The sequence below is a fragment of the Heyndrickxia faecalis genome (assembly GCF_040267745.1).
Classification (GTDB): Bacteria; Bacillota; Bacilli; order Bacillales; family Bacillaceae_C; genus Weizmannia; species Weizmannia faecalis.
The window spans coordinates 1,987,873-2,005,643 of record NZ_CP158453.1; the positions used below are offsets into that span (position 1 = coordinate 1,987,873).

Here is a 17,771-nt window from a genome sequence, read left to right on the forward strand (position 1 = left end):
CCCTTCTTTCCTACAAAAGCATCGTAACCGGTTCTTCCAAATATTGCTTGACCGTTTGCAGGAAGGCCGCTGCCGGCGCCCCGTCGAGCACGCGGTGGTCAAACGTCAGGCTGAGCGGCAGCCGGCTCCTTTTTTCAATTTTGTCCCCGATAAAAACAGCTTCATCCGAAACGACACCGACACCCAATATTCCGGCTTCCGGCGGGTTCAAAATAGGCGTAAAAAATTCGACGCCGCTTGCACCCAGGCTTGAAATGGTAAAAGTGGACCCTTGCATCTCATCTGCCGGCAGTTTCCCGGATCTTGCTGCCGCTGTTTTTTCTTTGATTTCTTTTGCCAAGTCGATCAGCGATTTGCTGTCGGCGTTGCGGATGACCGGGACAATCAGCCCTTTTTCAACCGCCGTTGCGATGCCCAAATGGATTTCCGGGTAAGTGACAATTGTGTTATCCATAAACGCACTGTTCATTTCCGGATGGTTTTCGAGGGCAAGGATGGCAGCTCTTGCTATAAAATCCGTGATCGTCAGTTTGCTGCCGTATCGTTTTGCAATTGTCTCTTTCACTTGCGTTTTTAGCGCCAATAGTTCCGTGACATCCGCTTTCATCGTGATCGTCAGCTGTGCAGCCGATTGCAGGCTGGCATGCATGCGTTCTGCGATCACTTTGCGCATGCCGGATACCGGTGTGTGCTTCGGTTCTTTTCCTGCCGGCGCCTGGATGAGGCTGTCCTGTTTGCGGCTTTCTTTCTTTGACGCAATTGCCTGTTCCACATCTTCTTTTGTAATCCTGCCCCCTGGCCCGGTCCCTTTTATATCTTCCGGTTTGATGCCTGCTGCTTCCGCCATTTTCCGCGCGACCGGGGAAATTTTCACGCGCACTTTCCCCGGTTTTTTCGGGAGCGGTGCGGGACGGGCCGCCTTTATTTCTTCTTTTTGTCCTTTTTCTTCCTGCACCGGGGCTGCTGTTGCCGCCACTTCTTCATCCGGGTTTCCAATATAGCAAATCACCGTTCCCGGCGGTACGCCCTTTCCTTCCGGCACATTGATTTTTAATACATTGCCGTCCGCAGGGGACTCGATTTCCATCTCTATTTTTTCCGAACTGATGCTAGCGATCGGGTCGCCTTTTTTAACGGCTTCTCCTTCTGTTTTATTCCACTGTGAAACGGTTCCTTCTTTCATCGCCATCCCAAGTTTGGGCATAATAACTTCAACCGGCATGCCAACCACTCCTTTCTATCTGTCTGTTATTGCCCGACCGGTTCTCCCAAGAGCTCTGATACCGCCTGCACAATTTTCCCGGCGGACGGCAAATACAAATCTTCAAGCGGCGGCGAGAACGGAACCGGCGTGTGCGGTGCCGTGATCCGTTTGATCGGGGCATCCAGATCATCAAACCCTTTATCGGCAACAAGTGCCGCAATATCGGTTGCCACATTGCACCGCGGGTTCGCTTCATCGACCACAATGAGCCGGTTTGTTTTTGCGACCGACTGGAGAATCGCCCCTTCATCGAGCGGCGATAAACTGCGCGGATCAATCACTTCCGCTTCGATGCCGTCTTTGGCAAGCCGTTCTGCCGCTTCAAGCGCCGTCTGCACCTGTTTGCCAATTGCAACAATGGTGATGTCGCTTCCTTCACGTTTCCTGTCCGCCTTACCGAGCGGAATCGTATAGTAATCTTCGGGCACTTCCCCTTTTATGTTGTAAAGCGTTTTATCTTCAAAAAAGATAACCGGGTCATTGTCTTCGATCGCAGCCAAAAGCAGCCCTTTCGCATCATATGGCGTTGACGGCACGACGACTTTTAAGCCCGGTATCGACGTAAACAGCGCATACAGGCTTTGCGAGTGCTGGGCCGCCGCCCGGAAACCGGCGCCGTGCATCGTCCGGACCGTCACCGGCACTTGCGCCTTGCCGCCGAACATGTACCGGAATTTCGCACCCTGGTTGAGCACTTCGTCCAGACAGCTGCCGATAAAATCGTTGAACATGAGCTCTGCAATCGGCCGCAATCCTGTTGAAGCAGCAGCCATCGCAGCCCCCATATAGCCCGCTTCCGTAATCGGCGTATCCAAAATCCGCCCGCGGCCGAATTCCTGGACAAGGCCTTTCGTCACGCCAAGCACGCCACCCCATGCTTCTTCATCCTGCAGGTGATCAACTTCCGCACCGCCGGCAACATCTTCCCCCATCAAAATTACATTTTCATCTCTTCTCATCGCCAGTTTCATCGCTTCGTTAATGGCCTGCGAAAAAGAAATTTGTCTTCCCATTGGAAAGGCCTCCTTTTTTCATAGATTAGTAGGATACATAGACATCTTTCAAAAGTTCGGAAGGGTCCGGATACGGGCTTTCTTCGCTGAATTTCACAGCTTCTTCGATCTCCTGTTCCACTTTTTGTTCCAGGCTGTTGATATCTGCTTCGCTGAGCAGGTTTTGTTCAAGCACAAATTTTTTAAATTGGACGATCGCATCTTTTTCATTCAGCTGCTTCGCCTTTTCTGCTTCCGCTTTATAAGTCTGGGCATCCCCTTCAAAATGTCCGTAGTTCCGGTACGTCACGCATTCGATCAGCGACGGGCCTTCCCCGTTGCGGGCGCGTTCCACCGCTTCTTTTGCCGCCTGGTACACCGCAACAATATCTTTCCCGTCGACACGGACACCCGGAATATCGTAAGCAACGGCGCGGTCGGCAATCGTTTTGCAGCTTGATGCATAATGGAATGGCGTCGCTTCCCCGTAGCCGTTATTTTCCGCCACAAAGATGACCGGAAGTTTCCATACGGCTGCCAGATTGATGCCTTCGTGAAACGTACCGTGGTTATTTGCGCCGTCCCCAAAGAAGCAAACGCTTACATTGCTTGTCTTTTTAACTTTCGCTGTCAATGCCGCGCCGCAAGCCAGCGGGAACCCGCCGCCGACAATCCCGTTTGCGCCGAGCATGCCTTTGTCGAGGTCGGCAATGTGCATGGAACCGCCTTTTCCTTTGCACAGGCCTGTCGCTTTCCCGTAAATTTCCGCCATCATCCCTTTTAAATCGCAGCCTTTCGCGATACAGTGGCCGTGGCCGCGGTGTGTGCTTGTGATCATATCCTGGTCATTTAAGTGGGCGCAAACGCCGACCGCAACCGCTTCCTCGCCGGCATACAAGTGGACAAAACCCGGTAAAATGCCGGTCGCAAACACTTCATGCACTTTGTCTTCAAACTTGCGGATTTCAAACATTTTTTGCAACATCCACTGCGCTTTTTCCTTCGTGATCTGCAGTTCGCCCGCTTTTACTGTTTCCATTTATCCATCCTCCTTATCGTCATCTTTCACTTGGTAAACAAGCAAAAAGCGTGCCAATTGAAAACCCCGCTTTCATCCTGCTTCGTCTGCCCGGCACATAAAAAAATGAGACAAACCGGGACAGCTGTCTCATTTTGTCTCATTTTTTCCCATATTTTCTTATCCGCTGATTTCTGACTTTTTCATTTTCCATGCAGCCGGTGCAACGGGTTTTCGTGACATCAGGCTGTGCAGCACCATACCGGCTGCAACTGTGATGATGCCGAACCAGGACAACAGCGATGGCGCCGCAACCGGTAAAATGGCCATCTCCCCGAACAGCGCAAACAGCACTTCCAATGACTGGGTCGCTTCCACAAGCGATAATTTTTGCATGTCGCCGCGGACAAGATCGGTTGCCCGGAAAAACAATACCGTGGCAATCACCCCGGAAAAGACCGCAACCACGCCTGATTGCACGATTTGGTTTCCGGACGGCGGGCCGGACGCTTTTAAACCGTACAATGACAGAATAAACCAAAAGGGCAGGCTGGCAAGTGTCATGCCGAGCACACGCTGAAATGTATCGAGCCGGCCTTCGCACAATTCCATCATTTTCCGGTTGCCCAAAGGATAAGCAAAAGTCGCCACAATGACGGGAAGGACACCCAGCATCATTTCCCGGAAGCTGATCCGGCCGGCCTGCTCAAGCTGCATCATCAAAACGCCGAGCAAAATCACAAGCGACCAGCGCAAGCCGCGGAACGGGATGGGTTCCCGGATTTTCAGCAGGCCCTTCGGCGTCTCCACCGTTTTAAAAAAGAACGGGGCAAGCAGTGAACCGGATAAAATCGTGATCTGCCAGGTGCCGGCCACGAGCCATCCGGGCGCATAGGCTGCTGAAAAACATAACGGCGCATAAAAAAGAACAAAACCGGTAAAGCTCCACAATAACCACCCGGCCGGATGCTTTTTCATTTCCGCCCATAAGGCTTGAAAATTTTTCCTGGCAAGCACGATCACAAGCAAAAACGGAACCATCAAAATGTACCGGAGGGAGGCGCTCCAAATCCAGCTGCCGCCCGACAGTTCCATCGACCGGTTTAAAACAAATGTCACCGCGAAAAAGAAGGCGGCACATACCCCTAATAAGACCGGACGCAACATCTCCCACATCCTTTTTATAGCATTTTGGAATGAAAACCCGCATACGGGGCATTCCTCCTTATCTTATGAAAGCGGCAATGTTTTGAGCTCGTTCCAATACGTGCAAATGGTCTGGATGCCTTTATCAAAATTTTCAAGATGGAAATGCTCGTTCGGCGCATGGGCATTTTCCGACGAAAGGGCAAACCCCATCAGCACGACCGGTATGTTTAAAATGCGGTCAAATTCTGCAACAATCGGAATCGACCCGCCGCCCCTTGTATAGGTAACCGGCACGCCGTACACTTTTTCATACGCTTTTCCGCAAAGTTGGATGGCAGGATGGCTGCGCGGCGTGACATACGGGTAACCTTTGTCAAATTCGGTTACAGAAACGGTTACGCCTTTTGGGGCATGGGCTTCAATATGTTTTTTCACTAACGACAAAATTTCGTACGGGTCCTGGTTTGGCACAAGGCGGCAGGTCACTTTCGCAAAGGCTTCAGACGGCAAAACGGTTTTCAGGCCTTCTCCGGTGAAACCGCTTTGTAAGCCGTTGATCTCAAGCGTCGGCCGGACGGATGTTCTTTCCGCGTACGAGTAGCCTTTTTCCCCGAACAATGCCGGTACGCCAAGCTGCGCCTGTATTTGGCCTTCATCTGCCGCCTGTTTTGCGAACGCTTCTTTTTCTTCCGGCGTGCTTGCTTCCACTTTGTCATAGAAGCCTTCCACCAAAACCCTGCCGTCCTGGTCGTGGAAGGACGCCAGCAATTCAACCAGCGCAGTGGCAGCATTTTGCACCCCGCCGCCATATTCGCCGGAATGAAGGTCGCTTGATGCGCCTTTTACATGGATTTCAAGGCCGCATAAGCCGCGCAGCCCGTAGCAGATCGTCGGTTTTCCCAACTCCGGCATGCCGGTATCGGAAACGACGATCAAATCCGCTTTTAAAAGTTCCTGATGTGCTTCTACAAATGGTGCGAGATGCGGGCTGCCGATTTCCTCTTCTCCTTCAAACAGCACTTTGATATTGACAGGCAGTTCCCCTTCCGTTTCCATCAATGCTTCGATCGCTTTGATATGCATAAACACCTGTCCTTTATCATCACTCACGCCGCGGGCAAAAATTTTGCCATCGCGGATCTCCGGTTTAAACGGATCGCTTTTCCAGAGGTTCAGCGGATCAACCGGCTGGACGTCGTAATGCCCGTAAATCAGGACGGTCGGCTTCCCGTCTGCGTGAAGCCAGTCACCGTATACAACCGGGTTGCCTTTCGTTTCCATCACTGCGGTATGTTCGAGGCCTGTTTTCCCAAGCTCTGCTTTCAGCCATTCCGCTGCTTTTCTGACATCTGGTTGATGTTCGGATAGGGAACTGATACTCGGGATTTGGAGAAAATCAAACAGTTCTTCTAAGTGCTGTTCATGGTGTTCCTTTAAATATTGCTGATACGTTTGTGACATGCCTATACCTCCTCGTCATGCTTTCTCTTTATTGTAAGACAAGTTTCATTATTTTTCCAATTCATTTGCAAGGTGGCAAATGAAAAAAAGAAAGCAGGAGCCCCCTTTTGGCAGCTCCCCGCATTTTTTATTGATGCGTTTGATTCGCAAATTCCGCCATGGCTGCGGCCATGAACGCCGCAAGCCCTGGGCCAAATTGATCAATGTTTTTTGTAAACCGGCTGTCTTCTATATACATTTGGCCAAGCCCTTTAAAGGCTTCCGGCGTATAATCCCCGAAATGGCGGTTTAAAAAATCAAACCATTTCCGGATCGCTGTTTGCGCTTCTTGTGCGCGCGGGTCCTTGTGGCGGATGGCAGCAAGTTCACGGTAAATTTCGTTCATCTCATCAGCCAAAGCCAATTTTTCATCTCCGTCAAGTCTCGCCATTTTCGCTTCCGCTGCATCTACTGCCTGATCCCCCCATTTTTCGCGTGCCTCACGCGCATACGGATTGCTGTCAAAGCGGAAACCGGCAAATTTTTCTTCACTGGACATTTTCATTCCCTCTTTCTCCGATTGGATTGTTTTTTCGATCAAGGCAATCATGTTCCCGAGCCGATTCTGTTTTTCAATCAGCAAATGGCGCTGCAGCTCGAGCGCCCCGAGCCTGTCAAACGAAGGGCTTTCCATGATTTCCTTGATCTTTTGCAAAGGGAAGCCCAATTCCTTGAAAAATAAGATTTGCTGGAGCGTTTTCAAGTTTTCTTCCGAATAGTGCCTGTAGCCGGACGGTGAAACTTCGGCCGGTTTAAGTAGCCCGATTTCGTCATAGTGGCGCAATGTCCGGATGCTTACCCCGGCGAGCTCTGCAACTTCTTTAATTCTCATCATGCAGCCCCCTTTCTTCTTTACTGTAAGGGGTGACGCAGCGTGAGGGTCAAGACATTTTTTCGAGTTTTTCCTGCAAGGCAAACAGCACTTCGTATATTTTCACGAAAGCTTCCATGAGTGGCATCTCTTCCCTGAAACCGGGCACATCGTTCAACGGAAAGTTCACATCCCAGATGCCTTCATTGCCATCAAAAAGGATTTCCCCCTTCCCGTCTCCTTCGAGCAGTTCAGACAATCCCGTTTGAATCGCCGGCCCGTATTTCTTCTGCACTTTGAGCCCGAGCATGCAATTGTAATGGCCGAAGACATCATCCAGCTCAAGGGCAATCCCGTCGACGCCGATGATGCCAAACCAGTCTGACACGATGTAAACATATTCTTTCCTATGCTTTTTCAAATAGATGACAGGTTCATTTAAAAACGCCGCCGTTTCCACCGCAAGGGTCTCATCGGCTTCCTTGCTGCACCGTTCAATAGATGCATCGGCAAAACGGGCGGTACCCTCTTTTTCAACAATTTCTTTTTCCCTGACAGCATCTTTGAAAAAATCCTTATAGCGCTCCAAATACGCTATTTCTTGTTTACATAATATTATTATAGTATCCTTTTGGTTTTCGATATATGTTTTTAAATTTTTTCCCAGCATGGCAACCATCCTTTATGAGGTATTCTGCTAAACAGTATGTCCCAATTGGAAGCTTTTGTAAAGAAACAAAAAACTGTGCCCGGAGAATAAAATCCTTCTAGGCACAGTTTGTAAAATTATTTATTCACCGCTGCCGGTTTATGAAAATCACGTCCGTCACGGATCGCTTCTACAATTCCGGCGCGGATGACGAAATCCCCGAAATGTTCGCCTTCCTGCCGTTCTTTTGCATATTGCAAAAGAATCGGGCGCAGGGAAGCGAGGATCTCTTCTTCCCCGATATTTTCCTTATAAAGGCAAGCGAGCCTGTCGCCAGTGAAGCTGCCGCCCAAATACAAATTGTATTTTCCGGGGCCTTTCCCGATAAAAGCCATTTCCGCAAGCGCCGGCCTTGAGCAGCCGTTCGGGCAGCCTGACATCCGGATGACGATTTCTTCTTCGCGCAACCCCGCTTCATCCAAAATCTCTTCGATTTTTCCGAGCAGTTCCGGCAAGTACCGTTCTGCTTCCGCCATCGCAAGGCCGCAAGTCGGGAATGCGACACAGGACATCGAGTTTCTTCTGAGGGCGGAAGCATGCTTGCCGTCCGTCAGATGGTATTTTTCAACCAGTTCGTCAATCTTTCCTTTCATTTCCTCGGTTACATTGGAAATGATGACATTCTGGTTGGGGGTGAGGCGGAACTCGCCTTGATGGATTTTTGCAATTTCACGCAGCCCGGTCATCAAAGGATAGCCGTCAATATCTTTAATCCTGCCGCTTTGGACAAATAACGTTAAATGCCATTTGCCATCGCCTTGGATCCAGCCGTAACGGTCGCCGTTATGGTCAAAATGGAACGGGCGGGCTTCCCCGAGATCCCAGCCGAGCCGTTCATTCAATTCCGACTTGATCCAGTCGAGCCCCCGTGCGTCAATGGTGTACTTGAAACGCGCATTTTTCCGGTTCGCGCGGTTGCCGTAGTCGCGCTGGATCGACACCACTTTTTCCGCCACTTCAATCACCTGGTTCGGGGTGCAAAAACCGATGATCCGGGCAAGCTGCGGATATGTCTTCGGATCGCCATGGGTCATGCCCATCCCGCCGCCGACCGCGACATTAAACCCTTCAAGCTTCCCTTCATTCAAAATGGCGATAAACCCTAAATCCTGTGAAAAAATATCGACATCATTGGAAGGCGGCACAGCAAACCCGATTTTAAACTTCCGCGGCAAATACTTCGGGCCGTACAGCGGTTCGGAATCTTCCTGCTCTTTTGTATCAATGATTTTTTCATCTTCCAGCCAGATTTCATGATACGCGGAAGTCCGCGGCAACAAGTGGTCGCTCGTTTTTTTCGCCCATTCATATACCTCGGCATGCACACCCGACTGGTACGGGTTCGGGTTGCACATCACATTCCGGTTCACATCCCCGCACGCAGCAAGCGTCGTCATGAGCGCATCGTTCATTTCGCGGATGGCCTGCTTTAAATTCCATTTTAAAATGCCATGCATCTGGAACGTCTGCCGGGTCGTCATACGCAGCGTTCCGTTCCCGTATTTTTGCGCCAGTTCATCCATCACAAGCCACTGTTCCGGGGTCGCAACGCCGCCCGGAATGCGGACACGCACCATAAACTGGTAAGCCGGCTCCAGTTTCTTTTTGCGCCGCTCGTTGCGGATATCCCGGTCGTCCTGCTGGTAGCTGCCATGAAATTTCAACAGTTTATTATCGTCCTCGGATATCGCGCCGGTCAGCGGATCTTTGAGCCCTTCCGCAATCGTTCCTCTTAGAAACCGGCTTTTTTCTTTTATCGTTTCAAGCGGATCAAGTTTTTTATCAACCATCTTCCTGCCCCTCTCTGTTAATACACATCACGCTGGTAACGTTTTTCTTGGCGCATTTCCTGCAAATAGCCCTCTGCCTCTTCCCTCGTCATGTTGCCTTCTGTTTCAAGAATGTGAAGCAGCGTTTCTTGGACGTCGCGGGCCATCTGCTTTTCATCGCCGCACACATACACACAGGCGCCTTTTTCAAGCCATGCATAAAAATCTTTACTTTTTTCAAGCATCCGGTGCTGGACGTATATTTTTTCTGCCTGGTCGCGCGAAAAAGCCACATCCATTCGTTCGAGCACGCCATTTTTCAGCCAGTTTTGCCAGTCAAGCTGATACAGAAAATCCGTCGCAAAATGCTGGTCCCCGTAAAACAGCCATGTACGGCCGGTGATCCCTTCCGCTTCCCTTTCTTCCAGGAAAGAACGGAACGGCGCCACGCCTGTTCCCGGCCCGATCATGATCACCGGCACATCCGGATCAGCCGGAAGTTTGAAATTCGGATTGCGGTGGACATAAACCGGCAGCTTGTCTCCTGGTTTTATCCTGCCTGCGATTTGTCCGGAGCAAACCCCTTCGCACACCCTTCCGTTTGCTGTATAGCAGTCCAGTGCAATGATAAGATGGACTTCATCGGGGTTCGCTTTCCAGCTGCTTGCGATCGAATAAAGCCGCGGCGGCATTTTCCGGAGCATTTGTACAAAAGCTTGCACTTCCACTTTTTCCGGCGGATACTCCTCGACAAGATCGATCAGGCCCCGCCCTTCAAGGTATGCCTTTGCCTCCGCTTCATTTTCAAGCAAAGCCGTAAGCCCTTTGTTTCCGAAAAGCACGGCTGCCTGCTGAAGCAGCGGTTTTGTTAATCTCGTAATTTCATAATGTCTGAGCAATGCTTCCCTGGCCGGCAGCACTTCCCCTTTTTTATTGATCGGAACCGGTTCTTTTGGATCCCAGCCGAGCTTTTCGATCAGACGTTCCACGAGTTCCGGGTCATTTTCCGGGTAAATCCCGATGCTGTCCCCCGGTTCAAATGTAAAACCGGAACCTTCAAGGGATAGTTCGATATGGTGCGTTTCTTTATTGGACCCTTCCCAGTTCAAATTGATATTTTCCAGCACTTCCGCCTGGAACGGGTTGGATTTGGAATAATCGGTGTTTGCGGGCCGGGTGGCATCTGCTGCGGTTGAAGGCGGCAAGGCAGATGACTGGAGCACGCCTGTAACCCCTTCAAACCATTCCTGGGCGTCTTCTTCATAATCCACATCGCAATCCACCCGCGGATAGAGCCGTTCCCCGCCCAACTCTTCCAGCCTCTTGTCGATCTCTTTTCCGACCTTGCAAAAAAACTCATATGTCTGGTCCCCAAGCGCCAAAACGGAAAATTGGACCCCGTCCAGTTTCGGGGCTTTTCTGCTGTGGATCAGCTCATAGAAAGACAATGCGTTGTCAGGCGGATCCCCTTCCCCTTGTGTACTTGTAATGATGAGCAGATACCCTGCATTTTTTAAATCTTTCGGCTTGGCTGCATCGAGTGCCGAAAAAGATACGGTAAACTGCATTTCTTTTAATCTGGCGGCGAATGCTTCGGCAAGCGCCTGGGCATTGCCTGTCTCGGAACCAAACAGCAGCGTAACCGTTTTGGTTGCCGTCTGTACCGGTTTTTCAGCAACAGCTGTACTTCCCGGGGGATTCGTTCCTTGTTCGGCAAACGGATAGGTTAAATATCCGCTTAGCCATAATTTTTGCTGATCCGTTAATAGTTGCAGCAGTTCATTTAACTTTTCCGCCTGTTCTTTACTAAACGGGCTGTTTTGTACACTTAACGGCAAATCTTCCACCTCGCAATGTTTGCATGCACTTTTCATTTGTTTATTTATGTATGACATCCTAATCCAAATATACATAGAAGTTTACTTGGATTTTAATCCGCTTCTTTCCATGAGAAGCGCCTTCGAAAAAAGCTCTCCTTACAAAGATAAGAAGAGCCGGCGCACAATGGTCAACTTCTCTTATCTTTCAGACGATTGTCTGCAGGAATTGGCACAGTGTTTTTCAACCTGTTGCCGAGGCTTCAAAGGGCCTTTCCCTCCACCTCTCTGGATAAGAAGCACGAATCATTATTTAGAAATCATTGAAAACATTATACAATCAAATGCAGGTACAGTCAATTCTTTTTTGAACAGATGGGACATTTAAAAAAGGAAAAGGGTGGCAAGTTCCGCATCAAGCGTCCCCCCAATATACTTTATGTATCTTTTGCACAGAATGAGGGGGGAATGGATGAATATCCGCATTTACCAGGGGAATGAGATGACGCCGGAAGACGGGGACGCCAATATTGTGATCGATGTAATCCGCGCGTTTACGGTTGCCCACCATGCCTTTTTGGGCGGCGTAAAAGAGATTTGGTTGGCTGACTCAATAGAAACGGCTTTTCGTATCAAAAACAAATACCCGCATGTTTTGCTCACGGGCGAAAGGAACGGCCTTCCGATCCCGGGATTTGATTTGGGCCATTCACCGGCCGCCATCGCCAAACAGCCGTTAGCCGGCAAAACGTTGGTGCAAACATCCACAAACGGGGTAAAAGCAGCCTTCCGCGCCCTTTGTGCAAAGGAAGTCTATGTTACCGGCTTTTCGAATGCAAAAATGACGGCAAAATGGGTCCTGCGCAAATGGAAAGGCAAAGACAACGCCCGCATCAATATTATCGCTTCCCATCCGACGGGGGAAGATGACCTGGCATGCGCATTATACATGGAAAGCATCCTTACCGGCTCCGGCACGATAAAGCCGGAATCAGTGATCAAGGAGATTGTAAATGCCAGTGTTGCAAAGAAATTTCTTGATCCCGGCCAGCCTGCATTTAACCCGGCTGACCTGGAATTTTGCAGCAACGAAACAGACTGCGGGTTTGTTATGAAAATTGATCCAACAGGAGAATTTCCAACGATCGTGAGGGTTGAAGATGAATGACCATGGTTTGACACTGCCTTTACGCAATGAGAAACCGCGGGATTGCGGAATCACCATCTTAATTGACAATGGCATTCCGCTGAACTTTTTTAAAGATACCATGAACAGTGCAGCCCCTTATATTGATTTCGTCAAATTCGGCTGGGGAACATCGGTGGTTTCGCGCCATTTGGAAGAAAAAATAGATCACCTGAGGCAAAACGTCATTGCCTTCTTTTTCGGCGGCACTTTATTTGAAAAGTTTGCCAGCCAGGGAAAGACGGATCGGTACGTTCAATACTGCCGGCGGTTTGCATGCGAATATGTTGAAATCTCAAATGGCACCCTGCCGCTGTCCAATCCGGAAAAGTGCCATTATATTGCGGAATTTTCAAAGGAGTTTAAAGTGTTAAGTGAAGTTGGCTCAAAAGATACTGCCAAATCAATAGCCGACACGCCGGCGTTATGGCTGGAATCGATTAGTCAAGATTTAGAAGCAGGCGCATATAAAGTGATGACAGAGGCAAGGGAAAGCGGCACGAGCGGCATTTGCAACGGGGACGGGGAAATACGGGAGGAGATGTTTGCGGCCATCCTGGACTCCGGGATTCCCCGCGATGCTTTCATTTTCGAAGCGCCCAACAAGCAGCTCCAGGCTTTTTTTATCCAACAGCTCGGCCCGGATGCCAATCTGGCCAACATCCCTTTTTCGGATGCCCTTGCGCTTGAAACATTAAGGCTCGGTTTGCGATCAGATACTTTTTTTATTGGAGGAGATTCCCATGAGAAAAACGGATAAAATTTTTCATTTGGCGATCCCGTGCAAAGATCTTGATGAAACAGCCGATTTCTATCAGAAATTAGGCTGTAAGGTGGCGCGCCGGTATGATGACCGGGTCACTTTCAATTTTTTCGGGGACCAGGTTGTCTGCCATCTGAGCCCTGAAAAAATAGACCCCAACCCGAAAATGTATCCCCGCCATTTCGGCATTACTTTTTTGGATAAAGCAGCATTTGAGGAAACCCTCCAATCCGCAAAGAAAAACCGCTTGGCATTTTTCCAGGAGAAAATGGTCCGGTTTGGGGGCAGGCAAGAGGAACATTGGACATTTTTCCTCCAAGATCCCTCCAACAACTTGCTCGAATTTAAATATTACCACGATGAAAGCATGGTGTATTAACCAGTCCCATTCATTGCTCAAAGCATGCGATGCGGCTTTTTCCGGAAAGAGCCGCATCGCATGCTTTGCCATTTGGGCCAGGCGATAAGCGTTTTTTCCTGGCCCGAGACGTTTGATCGTTATGTTCAGCAGGATGGCAAAGCCCCGGAGGCCCTTTTTAGGCTTAACATGCAAACCGCAGGCATACAGCTGCGGTTTTTTTGCGGCTTCCCGCAGGAACATGCAGCGCTTGAAGCGAATAACATACTCTGCATGTTCCGCCACCCGGTTTTGTGATCCCATGCTGGCGGAAGCCAAAGCGATTTGGCTTCCAGAATGCTCCTTATTTATTTTCTAAATGGACAAAAGCTTTTGCGGCATTGACATGTGTTTTTGTGATCTTTGTCTGGTACAGCCAATCCGAAACGTCTTGCCATTTTTTCAGGCCCTGATCGGCAATCGTTTTATTTTTTTCGCTCATCAGCGGCAGCAAAATGTGCAGGCTCTTCGTTTCCACATTTTTATCCAGCGGTGAAGAGGCATCTTCATGTTTTAACAAAATGGCAAGCGCCTTTTCCGGATGTTTTTTGACATATTGCTGGCCTTTTTCGGCAGCAGCAAGAAATTTTTTAAAAATGTCTGGCTGCTGTTTCAGCTTATTTTCGTTTGCGATGAAAACGAGTTCGGCATAATCCGGAACACCGTATTTTGCCGGATTGAATGCTCTAACGGGTACGCCTTCCTTTTCCAGCAGCAACTGTTCATGATTAACAAAACCGCCGACGATCGCATCAGTTTTACGGGCTGTCAGAGCAGGGATTAAATCATAGCCAACATCCACTGTTTTCACCTTGTCCGGATCGCCCCCGTCTGCTTTGACCATTGTCCGAACGACTGCTTCTTCCAGCGGAATGGAAGAATAGCCGACCGTTTTGCCCGCCAGGTCTTTCGGTGAGCGGATACCACTTGAAGCTGGCACCATCACACGGTTCAGCGTATGGCGGACGACGGTGCCAAAAGATTGGACCGGAATATTCTCATCGCGCGCGATTAACACTTGGGGTTGATAACTTAATGCAATATCAATTCGATTCGCAGCCGCAAGTTTTAACGGGTCATTTGTGTCAGAAGGCATTTTGATGCTGACATCAAGGCCCTGCGCTTTAAAATAGCCTTTTTCCTTGGCTACATAAAGAAAAGAATGAACCGCATTTGGATACCAATCCAGCATGATCGTTACTTTTTGCGCATGTTTCGTTGCTTGCTGCGAATGATTGCTGCAGGCACCTAGCATACACGCCAGTACAGCGACCATTACCCATCGTTTCTTCATTGAAAATCCCCCTAAATTTTTGTTCTGTTTTTCAATAAGCTTTTTTCCATCCCATAAATAAGCAAAAATAATCCCATGCCGAGTGCAGCCAAAAGAAAAACGGCCGAAAAAACAGCGCCCGACTGCAAATACCCAGACATTCGCTTGCTAAAAAAGCCAAGCCCCGCAGTTGCGCCAAGCCACTCTCCGATCGCTGCCCCGCTGACACAATATACAACCGATAATTTCAAGCCGGATAAAAATTGGGGAAGGGCCATCGGGACAGAAAGTTTTCGGAAAATATCCCAACGGCTGGCGCCCATTGTCCGAAACAAATTCAGATAGGCGGGATCGACGGTTTTTAATCCGTCAAAAGTGCTGATTACAATCGGAAAGATAGCCGTTAACACAATAATCGCTACCTTGCTCCAAACTGAATAGCCGAACCACATCATAAAAACAGGTGATACGGCGACAAGCGGGATCGTTTGCGAAATAACAAGAAACGGATAAAAGATTTTTTCAGCCGTTTTGGAGACATACATGATGACACCGATCATCACTCCACCCGCAACAGATAAAAGAAAACCGATGCCGACTTCCTCCACTGTCGCAGGCAAATGCACATTTATTAGTTGCCTGTGATTTTCTATGAAAGATGCATAGATTTGGGTAGGGGACGGCAAAATGAAAGACGGGATCACCCCTTTCTGTATGACCCACTGCCAGCCGGCTATCAAGACCAGCATCGTAACGCAAAAAAGTCCGTAATCCCCCAGCCATTTTCGCCACTTCATTTAGGAAACCTCCTTTCATCCGAACTTCCAATATGTACAAGCTGCAAACCGTTCCAAAGCCCGTTCAACCATTTGAATTTTTTCCTGCTATAGCAATCTTCCACCTACTTTTTGTTTTTATTTCTTCCTGCCCGTCGTCATTGACGGGGTTTTTCCGGTTACCGCCCTAAAAGCAGCTATTTTCCCTCCCTTCCAACAGAAAAAAGCCAGGCCTGTAAAAGACCTGACTTTAATAAGCAAGAAAATTTCCCAAAATCCCTACTTTCCTACGCCGGCATGATCCGGATCAGGTCCAAAGGGTTGAAAAACCAAATGTTTTTCTCTCAGCCCGCCAATCCGGGCACCCCTAGTAGTCTGAAATATTCACTTTTTTCCATTATAGGCTTTCTATTTGCCTGTGTAAAGTAGTGCAAGCTTTTTTTAATTCAATTTTCTTTCTTCCCTTTCTGCCCTCCTGCTGTTTGGAATAAAGGCGCCAACATTACAGGCCCCGGTAAAAAGAGATCCTGAACATCGGGAAAAGTTCGCGCTAACTGAAGGATTCCGCTTTCTCTCCGGCTTTCCCGTTTTAAAAATGGGCCTGATCGTTTTTTGTACCATGATACTGGCCTTGCAAATTTCCGATTCCCAGGCCATGATATTAATAACTAAAACTTGAAAGTACGAAAATCGTGCAAACTCCTTGTCGCCACTGCGGTTATCCCGTCTAATTTAGAGCTAAGCTGCTTTAATTAGGTGTTTTTGATAGCTGACATGTAACTTTTTTTAAATTGCTCAAAGTAGTATTTAGTACTTCTTCACAAAGGATATACTCATCCTTAAAGGCTTCTCTAAATAAATCAATCATTGTTGAATCGCTTCTGCGAAGGTGATGTCAGTAAGTTCATCAACCATGAGATAAAACAACTCACCCAGGGTCCGATCATCTACCTGTTCACGGTGTTGGACTGCAAGGATTGAGTAACCAATTGCGACAAGAGCGGTATGTGCAAAGATACCGTCATAAGACAATCCTTGATATTTTGCCAGGAGGGGGTACTGTTTACACATCTTGAAGTATACTTCAATCGACCAGCGCTTTCCGTAAAGCTGAATAACTTCATCTTCAGAGAGCCGGGTGTCCGTTGTCGCCAAGACAAGGTAATCATTTCGTTTATTGCGGTTGCGGATATAAACGAGTTTGACTGGCACCGACGTTTCCCCGTCTACTGCTTCAACAAGAATGGATAACAGATAGCGTGAACGTCCGCGACGTTTCTTCTGGGTGTTAAAGACCGTTTTCACATCCATCAGTCCATCGTTGAATTGGTAATAAACTTTCTTAGAACGTTTCACCATGGCTACTCCATGAAGTCCCATTTCACGCAACTGATGAAACATCTTAGGGCTAGAAAACCAGGAATCAAACAAGACGTAGGAAGCATTCACTCCTTGAGACAAGGTTGATGATATCAATTCCAACACTACATTGGTTGCTTTGCGCTGTGCCTGAATCTTACGCTTTCCTGAAAATGTACGGCCGTCAATGGATTTTGGGCTGCACACTTGATTCTTGCCAGAAAGCAAGGAAAAGTTAACAGGAAGGAATGTATTGCCGTCACTCCAACCGAGTTGAAGAAACCGAAAGCCACGGGTATGTTTGTGTTTCGCATGGTCAAACTGAAACGCCGCAAGTTCAACGTGCTTTGCGCTGGCTCGCTCATACATGGAATCATCCACAATGAATACATTCCGGCGTGTTGGTTCGGTCAAGGGTTCGATGAACACAATGATACGGCGGCAGAGCAAAACCAAGAACTTTTGCCAATTGATTTTGCCGTTATTCAGTAGATTACGGAAAGTCTTATCTGAGAATCCGAGCTGATCTTGATGCTTCAAATAATCACGGTATGCAGATCTGTTTGAGAAAAGTGTACTGATCAAATAACAGAACAGTGTTTGAAATGGAACACCTTTTGTCTTTACAGCGTTTGAAACCTTCGCAATTTGAGATAAGCGGAAACGCAAAAAAATGCTTCGATTGAAGATAAAATTTCAAGAGATTGATGGTCGTTTTGTGTTATAATTTTCATAACATGAACACTCCTCGATTAATTGCTAGTTAGCACTTCAATTATACCGAGTTTCCAGTGTTCATGCTTTTATTTTTGCTCTAAACCCTTGTAAGACAAGTAATGAGAATGAATTTTAGTGTTTCAAGTTTTAGACGATAATCTATAAAGCCCAAACCTGTTTCTAATTAAAGCGGGTTTGGGAAACTTGATTACTATTTTTTGTAAAGTTCCCCTACCGCACACTTCATTTTTGTTTAACAAGACGATGAATC

The 17,771-nt window shown here is 48.3% G+C and carries 14 protein-coding genes, 1 pseudogene and 2 riboswitches; of the genes and pseudogenes, 3 read left to right on the forward strand and 12 right to left on the reverse strand.

What is annotated here, in order from left to right; all coding sequences use genetic code 11:
• Positions 1–10: 10 nt before the first annotated feature.
• The 9 genes from ABR335_RS09690 to ABR335_RS09730 all read right to left on the reverse strand — a co-directional run bounded on the left by ABR335_RS09690 (position 11) and on the right by ABR335_RS09730 (position 11,107).
• Positions 11–1,222 (reverse strand): dihydrolipoamide acetyltransferase family protein, encoded by a 1,212-nt coding sequence (locus ABR335_RS09690; protein WP_350346148.1) that lies wholly within the window; start codon positions 1,220–1,222, stop codon positions 11–13.
• Positions 1,223–1,248: 26 nt separating this feature from the next.
• Positions 1,249–2,277: an alpha-ketoacid dehydrogenase subunit beta gene (locus ABR335_RS09695; RefSeq protein ID WP_035184900.1), complete on the reverse strand. Its 1,029-nt coding sequence runs from the start codon at positions 2,275–2,277 to the stop codon at positions 1,249–1,251.
• A 25-nt stretch (positions 2,278–2,302) separates the two neighbouring features.
• Positions 2,303–3,295 (reverse strand): thiamine pyrophosphate-dependent dehydrogenase E1 component subunit alpha, encoded by a 993-nt coding sequence (locus ABR335_RS09700; protein WP_350346149.1) that lies wholly within the window; start codon positions 3,293–3,295, stop codon positions 2,303–2,305.
• A 159-nt stretch (positions 3,296–3,454) separates the two neighbouring features.
• Positions 3,455–4,441 carry a DMT family transporter gene (locus tag ABR335_RS09705; RefSeq protein WP_061086900.1) on the reverse strand — a complete coding sequence of 329 codons (987 nt, stop codon included), beginning with the start codon at positions 4,439–4,441 and terminating at the stop codon, positions 3,455–3,457.
• A gap of 63 nt (positions 4,442–4,504) precedes the next feature.
• The gene (locus tag ABR335_RS09710; protein WP_035189837.1) at positions 4,505–5,884 is read right to left on the reverse strand and encodes a dipeptidase; all 1,380 of its coding nucleotides are present in this window, start codon (positions 5,882–5,884) and stop codon (positions 4,505–4,507) included.
• A gap of 127 nt (positions 5,885–6,011) precedes the next feature.
• Positions 6,012–6,755: a MerR family transcriptional regulator gene (locus ABR335_RS09715; protein WP_017550377.1), complete on the reverse strand. Its 744-nt coding sequence runs from the start codon at positions 6,753–6,755 to the stop codon at positions 6,012–6,014.
• A gap of 49 nt (positions 6,756–6,804) precedes the next feature.
• The gene (locus tag ABR335_RS09720; RefSeq protein ID WP_225620885.1) at positions 6,805–7,323 is read right to left on the reverse strand and encodes a hypothetical protein; all 519 of its coding nucleotides are present in this window, start codon (positions 7,321–7,323) and stop codon (positions 6,805–6,807) included.
• A 197-nt stretch (positions 7,324–7,520) separates the two neighbouring features.
• Positions 7,521–9,233, reverse strand: coding sequence for an assimilatory sulfite reductase (NADPH) hemoprotein subunit (gene cysI / locus ABR335_RS09725; protein ID WP_017550375.1), 1,713 nt, complete (start codon positions 9,231–9,233; stop codon positions 7,521–7,523).
• 17 nt (positions 9,234–9,250) lie between these two features.
• Positions 9,251–11,107, reverse strand: coding sequence for an assimilatory sulfite reductase (NADPH) flavoprotein subunit (locus tag ABR335_RS09730; protein ID WP_043052570.1), 1,857 nt, complete (start codon positions 11,105–11,107; stop codon positions 9,251–9,253).
• A 120-nt stretch (positions 11,108–11,227) separates the two neighbouring features.
• A riboswitch (SAM riboswitch) is annotated at positions 11,228–11,328 on the reverse strand.
• A gap of 173 nt (positions 11,329–11,501) precedes the next feature.
• On the opposite strand from ABR335_RS09730, the gene ABR335_RS09735 reads away from it, so the two are divergent.
• From ABR335_RS09735 to ABR335_RS09745, 3 genes are read left to right on the forward strand one after another with little or no spacing between them, the layout of a single operon-like run.
• Positions 11,502–12,197, forward strand: coding sequence for a 2-phosphosulfolactate phosphatase (locus ABR335_RS09735; RefSeq protein WP_350346150.1), 696 nt, complete (start codon positions 11,502–11,504; stop codon positions 12,195–12,197).
• A complete protein-coding gene (locus ABR335_RS09740) occupies positions 12,190–12,975 on the forward strand; it encodes a phosphosulfolactate synthase (RefSeq protein WP_350346151.1) in 786 nt (261 codons plus the stop codon). Before ABR335_RS09735 ends, ABR335_RS09740 begins: the two co-directional genes overlap by 8 nt.
• Positions 12,959–13,357, forward strand: a complete 399-nt coding sequence (locus ABR335_RS09745) for a VOC family protein (protein WP_013859349.1) — start codon at positions 12,959–12,961, stop codon at positions 13,355–13,357. The genes ABR335_RS09740 and ABR335_RS09745 overlap by 17 nt, the downstream gene beginning before the upstream one ends.
• A gap of 322 nt (positions 13,358–13,679) precedes the next feature.
• Here the strand turns inward: ABR335_RS09745 and ABR335_RS09750 are convergent, their stop codons facing one another.
• The 3 genes and pseudogenes from ABR335_RS09750 to ABR335_RS09760 all read right to left on the reverse strand — a co-directional run bounded on the left by ABR335_RS09750 (position 13,680) and on the right by ABR335_RS09760 (position 17,517).
• Positions 13,680–14,669 carry an ABC transporter substrate-binding protein gene (locus ABR335_RS09750; protein WP_019721297.1) on the reverse strand — a complete coding sequence of 330 codons (990 nt, stop codon included), beginning with the start codon at positions 14,667–14,669 and terminating at the stop codon, positions 13,680–13,682.
• Between the two features lie 11 nt (positions 14,670–14,680).
• On the reverse strand, positions 14,681–15,445 hold the full coding sequence (locus ABR335_RS09755; protein WP_013859347.1) for an ABC transporter permease: 765 nt from the start codon (positions 15,443–15,445) through the stop codon (positions 14,681–14,683).
• A 246-nt stretch (positions 15,446–15,691) separates the two neighbouring features.
• A riboswitch (TPP riboswitch) is annotated at positions 15,692–15,803 on the reverse strand.
• 359 nt (positions 15,804–16,162) lie between these two features.
• Positions 16,163–17,517: pseudogene (locus ABR335_RS09760) on the reverse strand (IS4 family transposase).
• Between the last annotated feature and the right edge of the window lie 254 nt (positions 17,518–17,771).

Coding starts and splice junctions, on each gene's coding strand:
- ABR335_RS09700 (WP_350346149.1), bottom strand. CDS start 3,295: ATGGAAACAGTAAAAGCGGGCGAACTGCAGATCACGAAGGAAAAAGCG.
- ABR335_RS09750 (WP_019721297.1), bottom strand. CDS start 14,669: ATGAAGAAACGATGGGTAATGGTCGCTGTACTGGCGTGTATGCTAGGT.
- ABR335_RS09745 (WP_013859349.1), top strand. CDS start 12,959: ATGAGAAAAACGGATAAAATTTTTCATTTGGCGATCCCGTGCAAAGAT.
- ABR335_RS09740 (WP_350346151.1), top strand. CDS start 12,190: ATGAATGACCATGGTTTGACACTGCCTTTACGCAATGAGAAACCGCGG.
- ABR335_RS09705 (WP_061086900.1), bottom strand. CDS start 4,441: ATGTTGCGTCCGGTCTTATTAGGGGTATGTGCCGCCTTCTTTTTCGCG.
- cysI (WP_017550375.1), bottom strand. CDS start 9,233: ATGGTTGATAAAAAACTTGATCCGCTTGAAACGATAAAAGAAAAAAGC.
- ABR335_RS09755 (WP_013859347.1), bottom strand. CDS start 15,445: ATGAAGTGGCGAAAATGGCTGGGGGATTACGGACTTTTTTGCGTTACG.
- ABR335_RS09695 (WP_035184900.1), bottom strand. CDS start 2,277: ATGGGAAGACAAATTTCTTTTTCGCAGGCCATTAACGAAGCGATGAAA.
- ABR335_RS09735 (WP_350346150.1), top strand. CDS start 11,502: ATGAATATCCGCATTTACCAGGGGAATGAGATGACGCCGGAAGACGGG.
- ABR335_RS09730 (WP_043052570.1), bottom strand. CDS start 11,107: ATGTCATACATAAATAAACAAATGAAAAGTGCATGCAAACATTGCGAG.
- ABR335_RS09710 (WP_035189837.1), bottom strand. CDS start 5,884: ATGTCACAAACGTATCAGCAATATTTAAAGGAACACCATGAACAGCAC.
- ABR335_RS09690 (WP_350346148.1), bottom strand. CDS start 1,222: ATGCCGGTTGAAGTTATTATGCCCAAACTTGGGATGGCGATGAAAGAA.
- ABR335_RS09715 (WP_017550377.1), bottom strand. CDS start 6,755: ATGAGAATTAAAGAAGTTGCAGAGCTCGCCGGGGTAAGCATCCGGACA.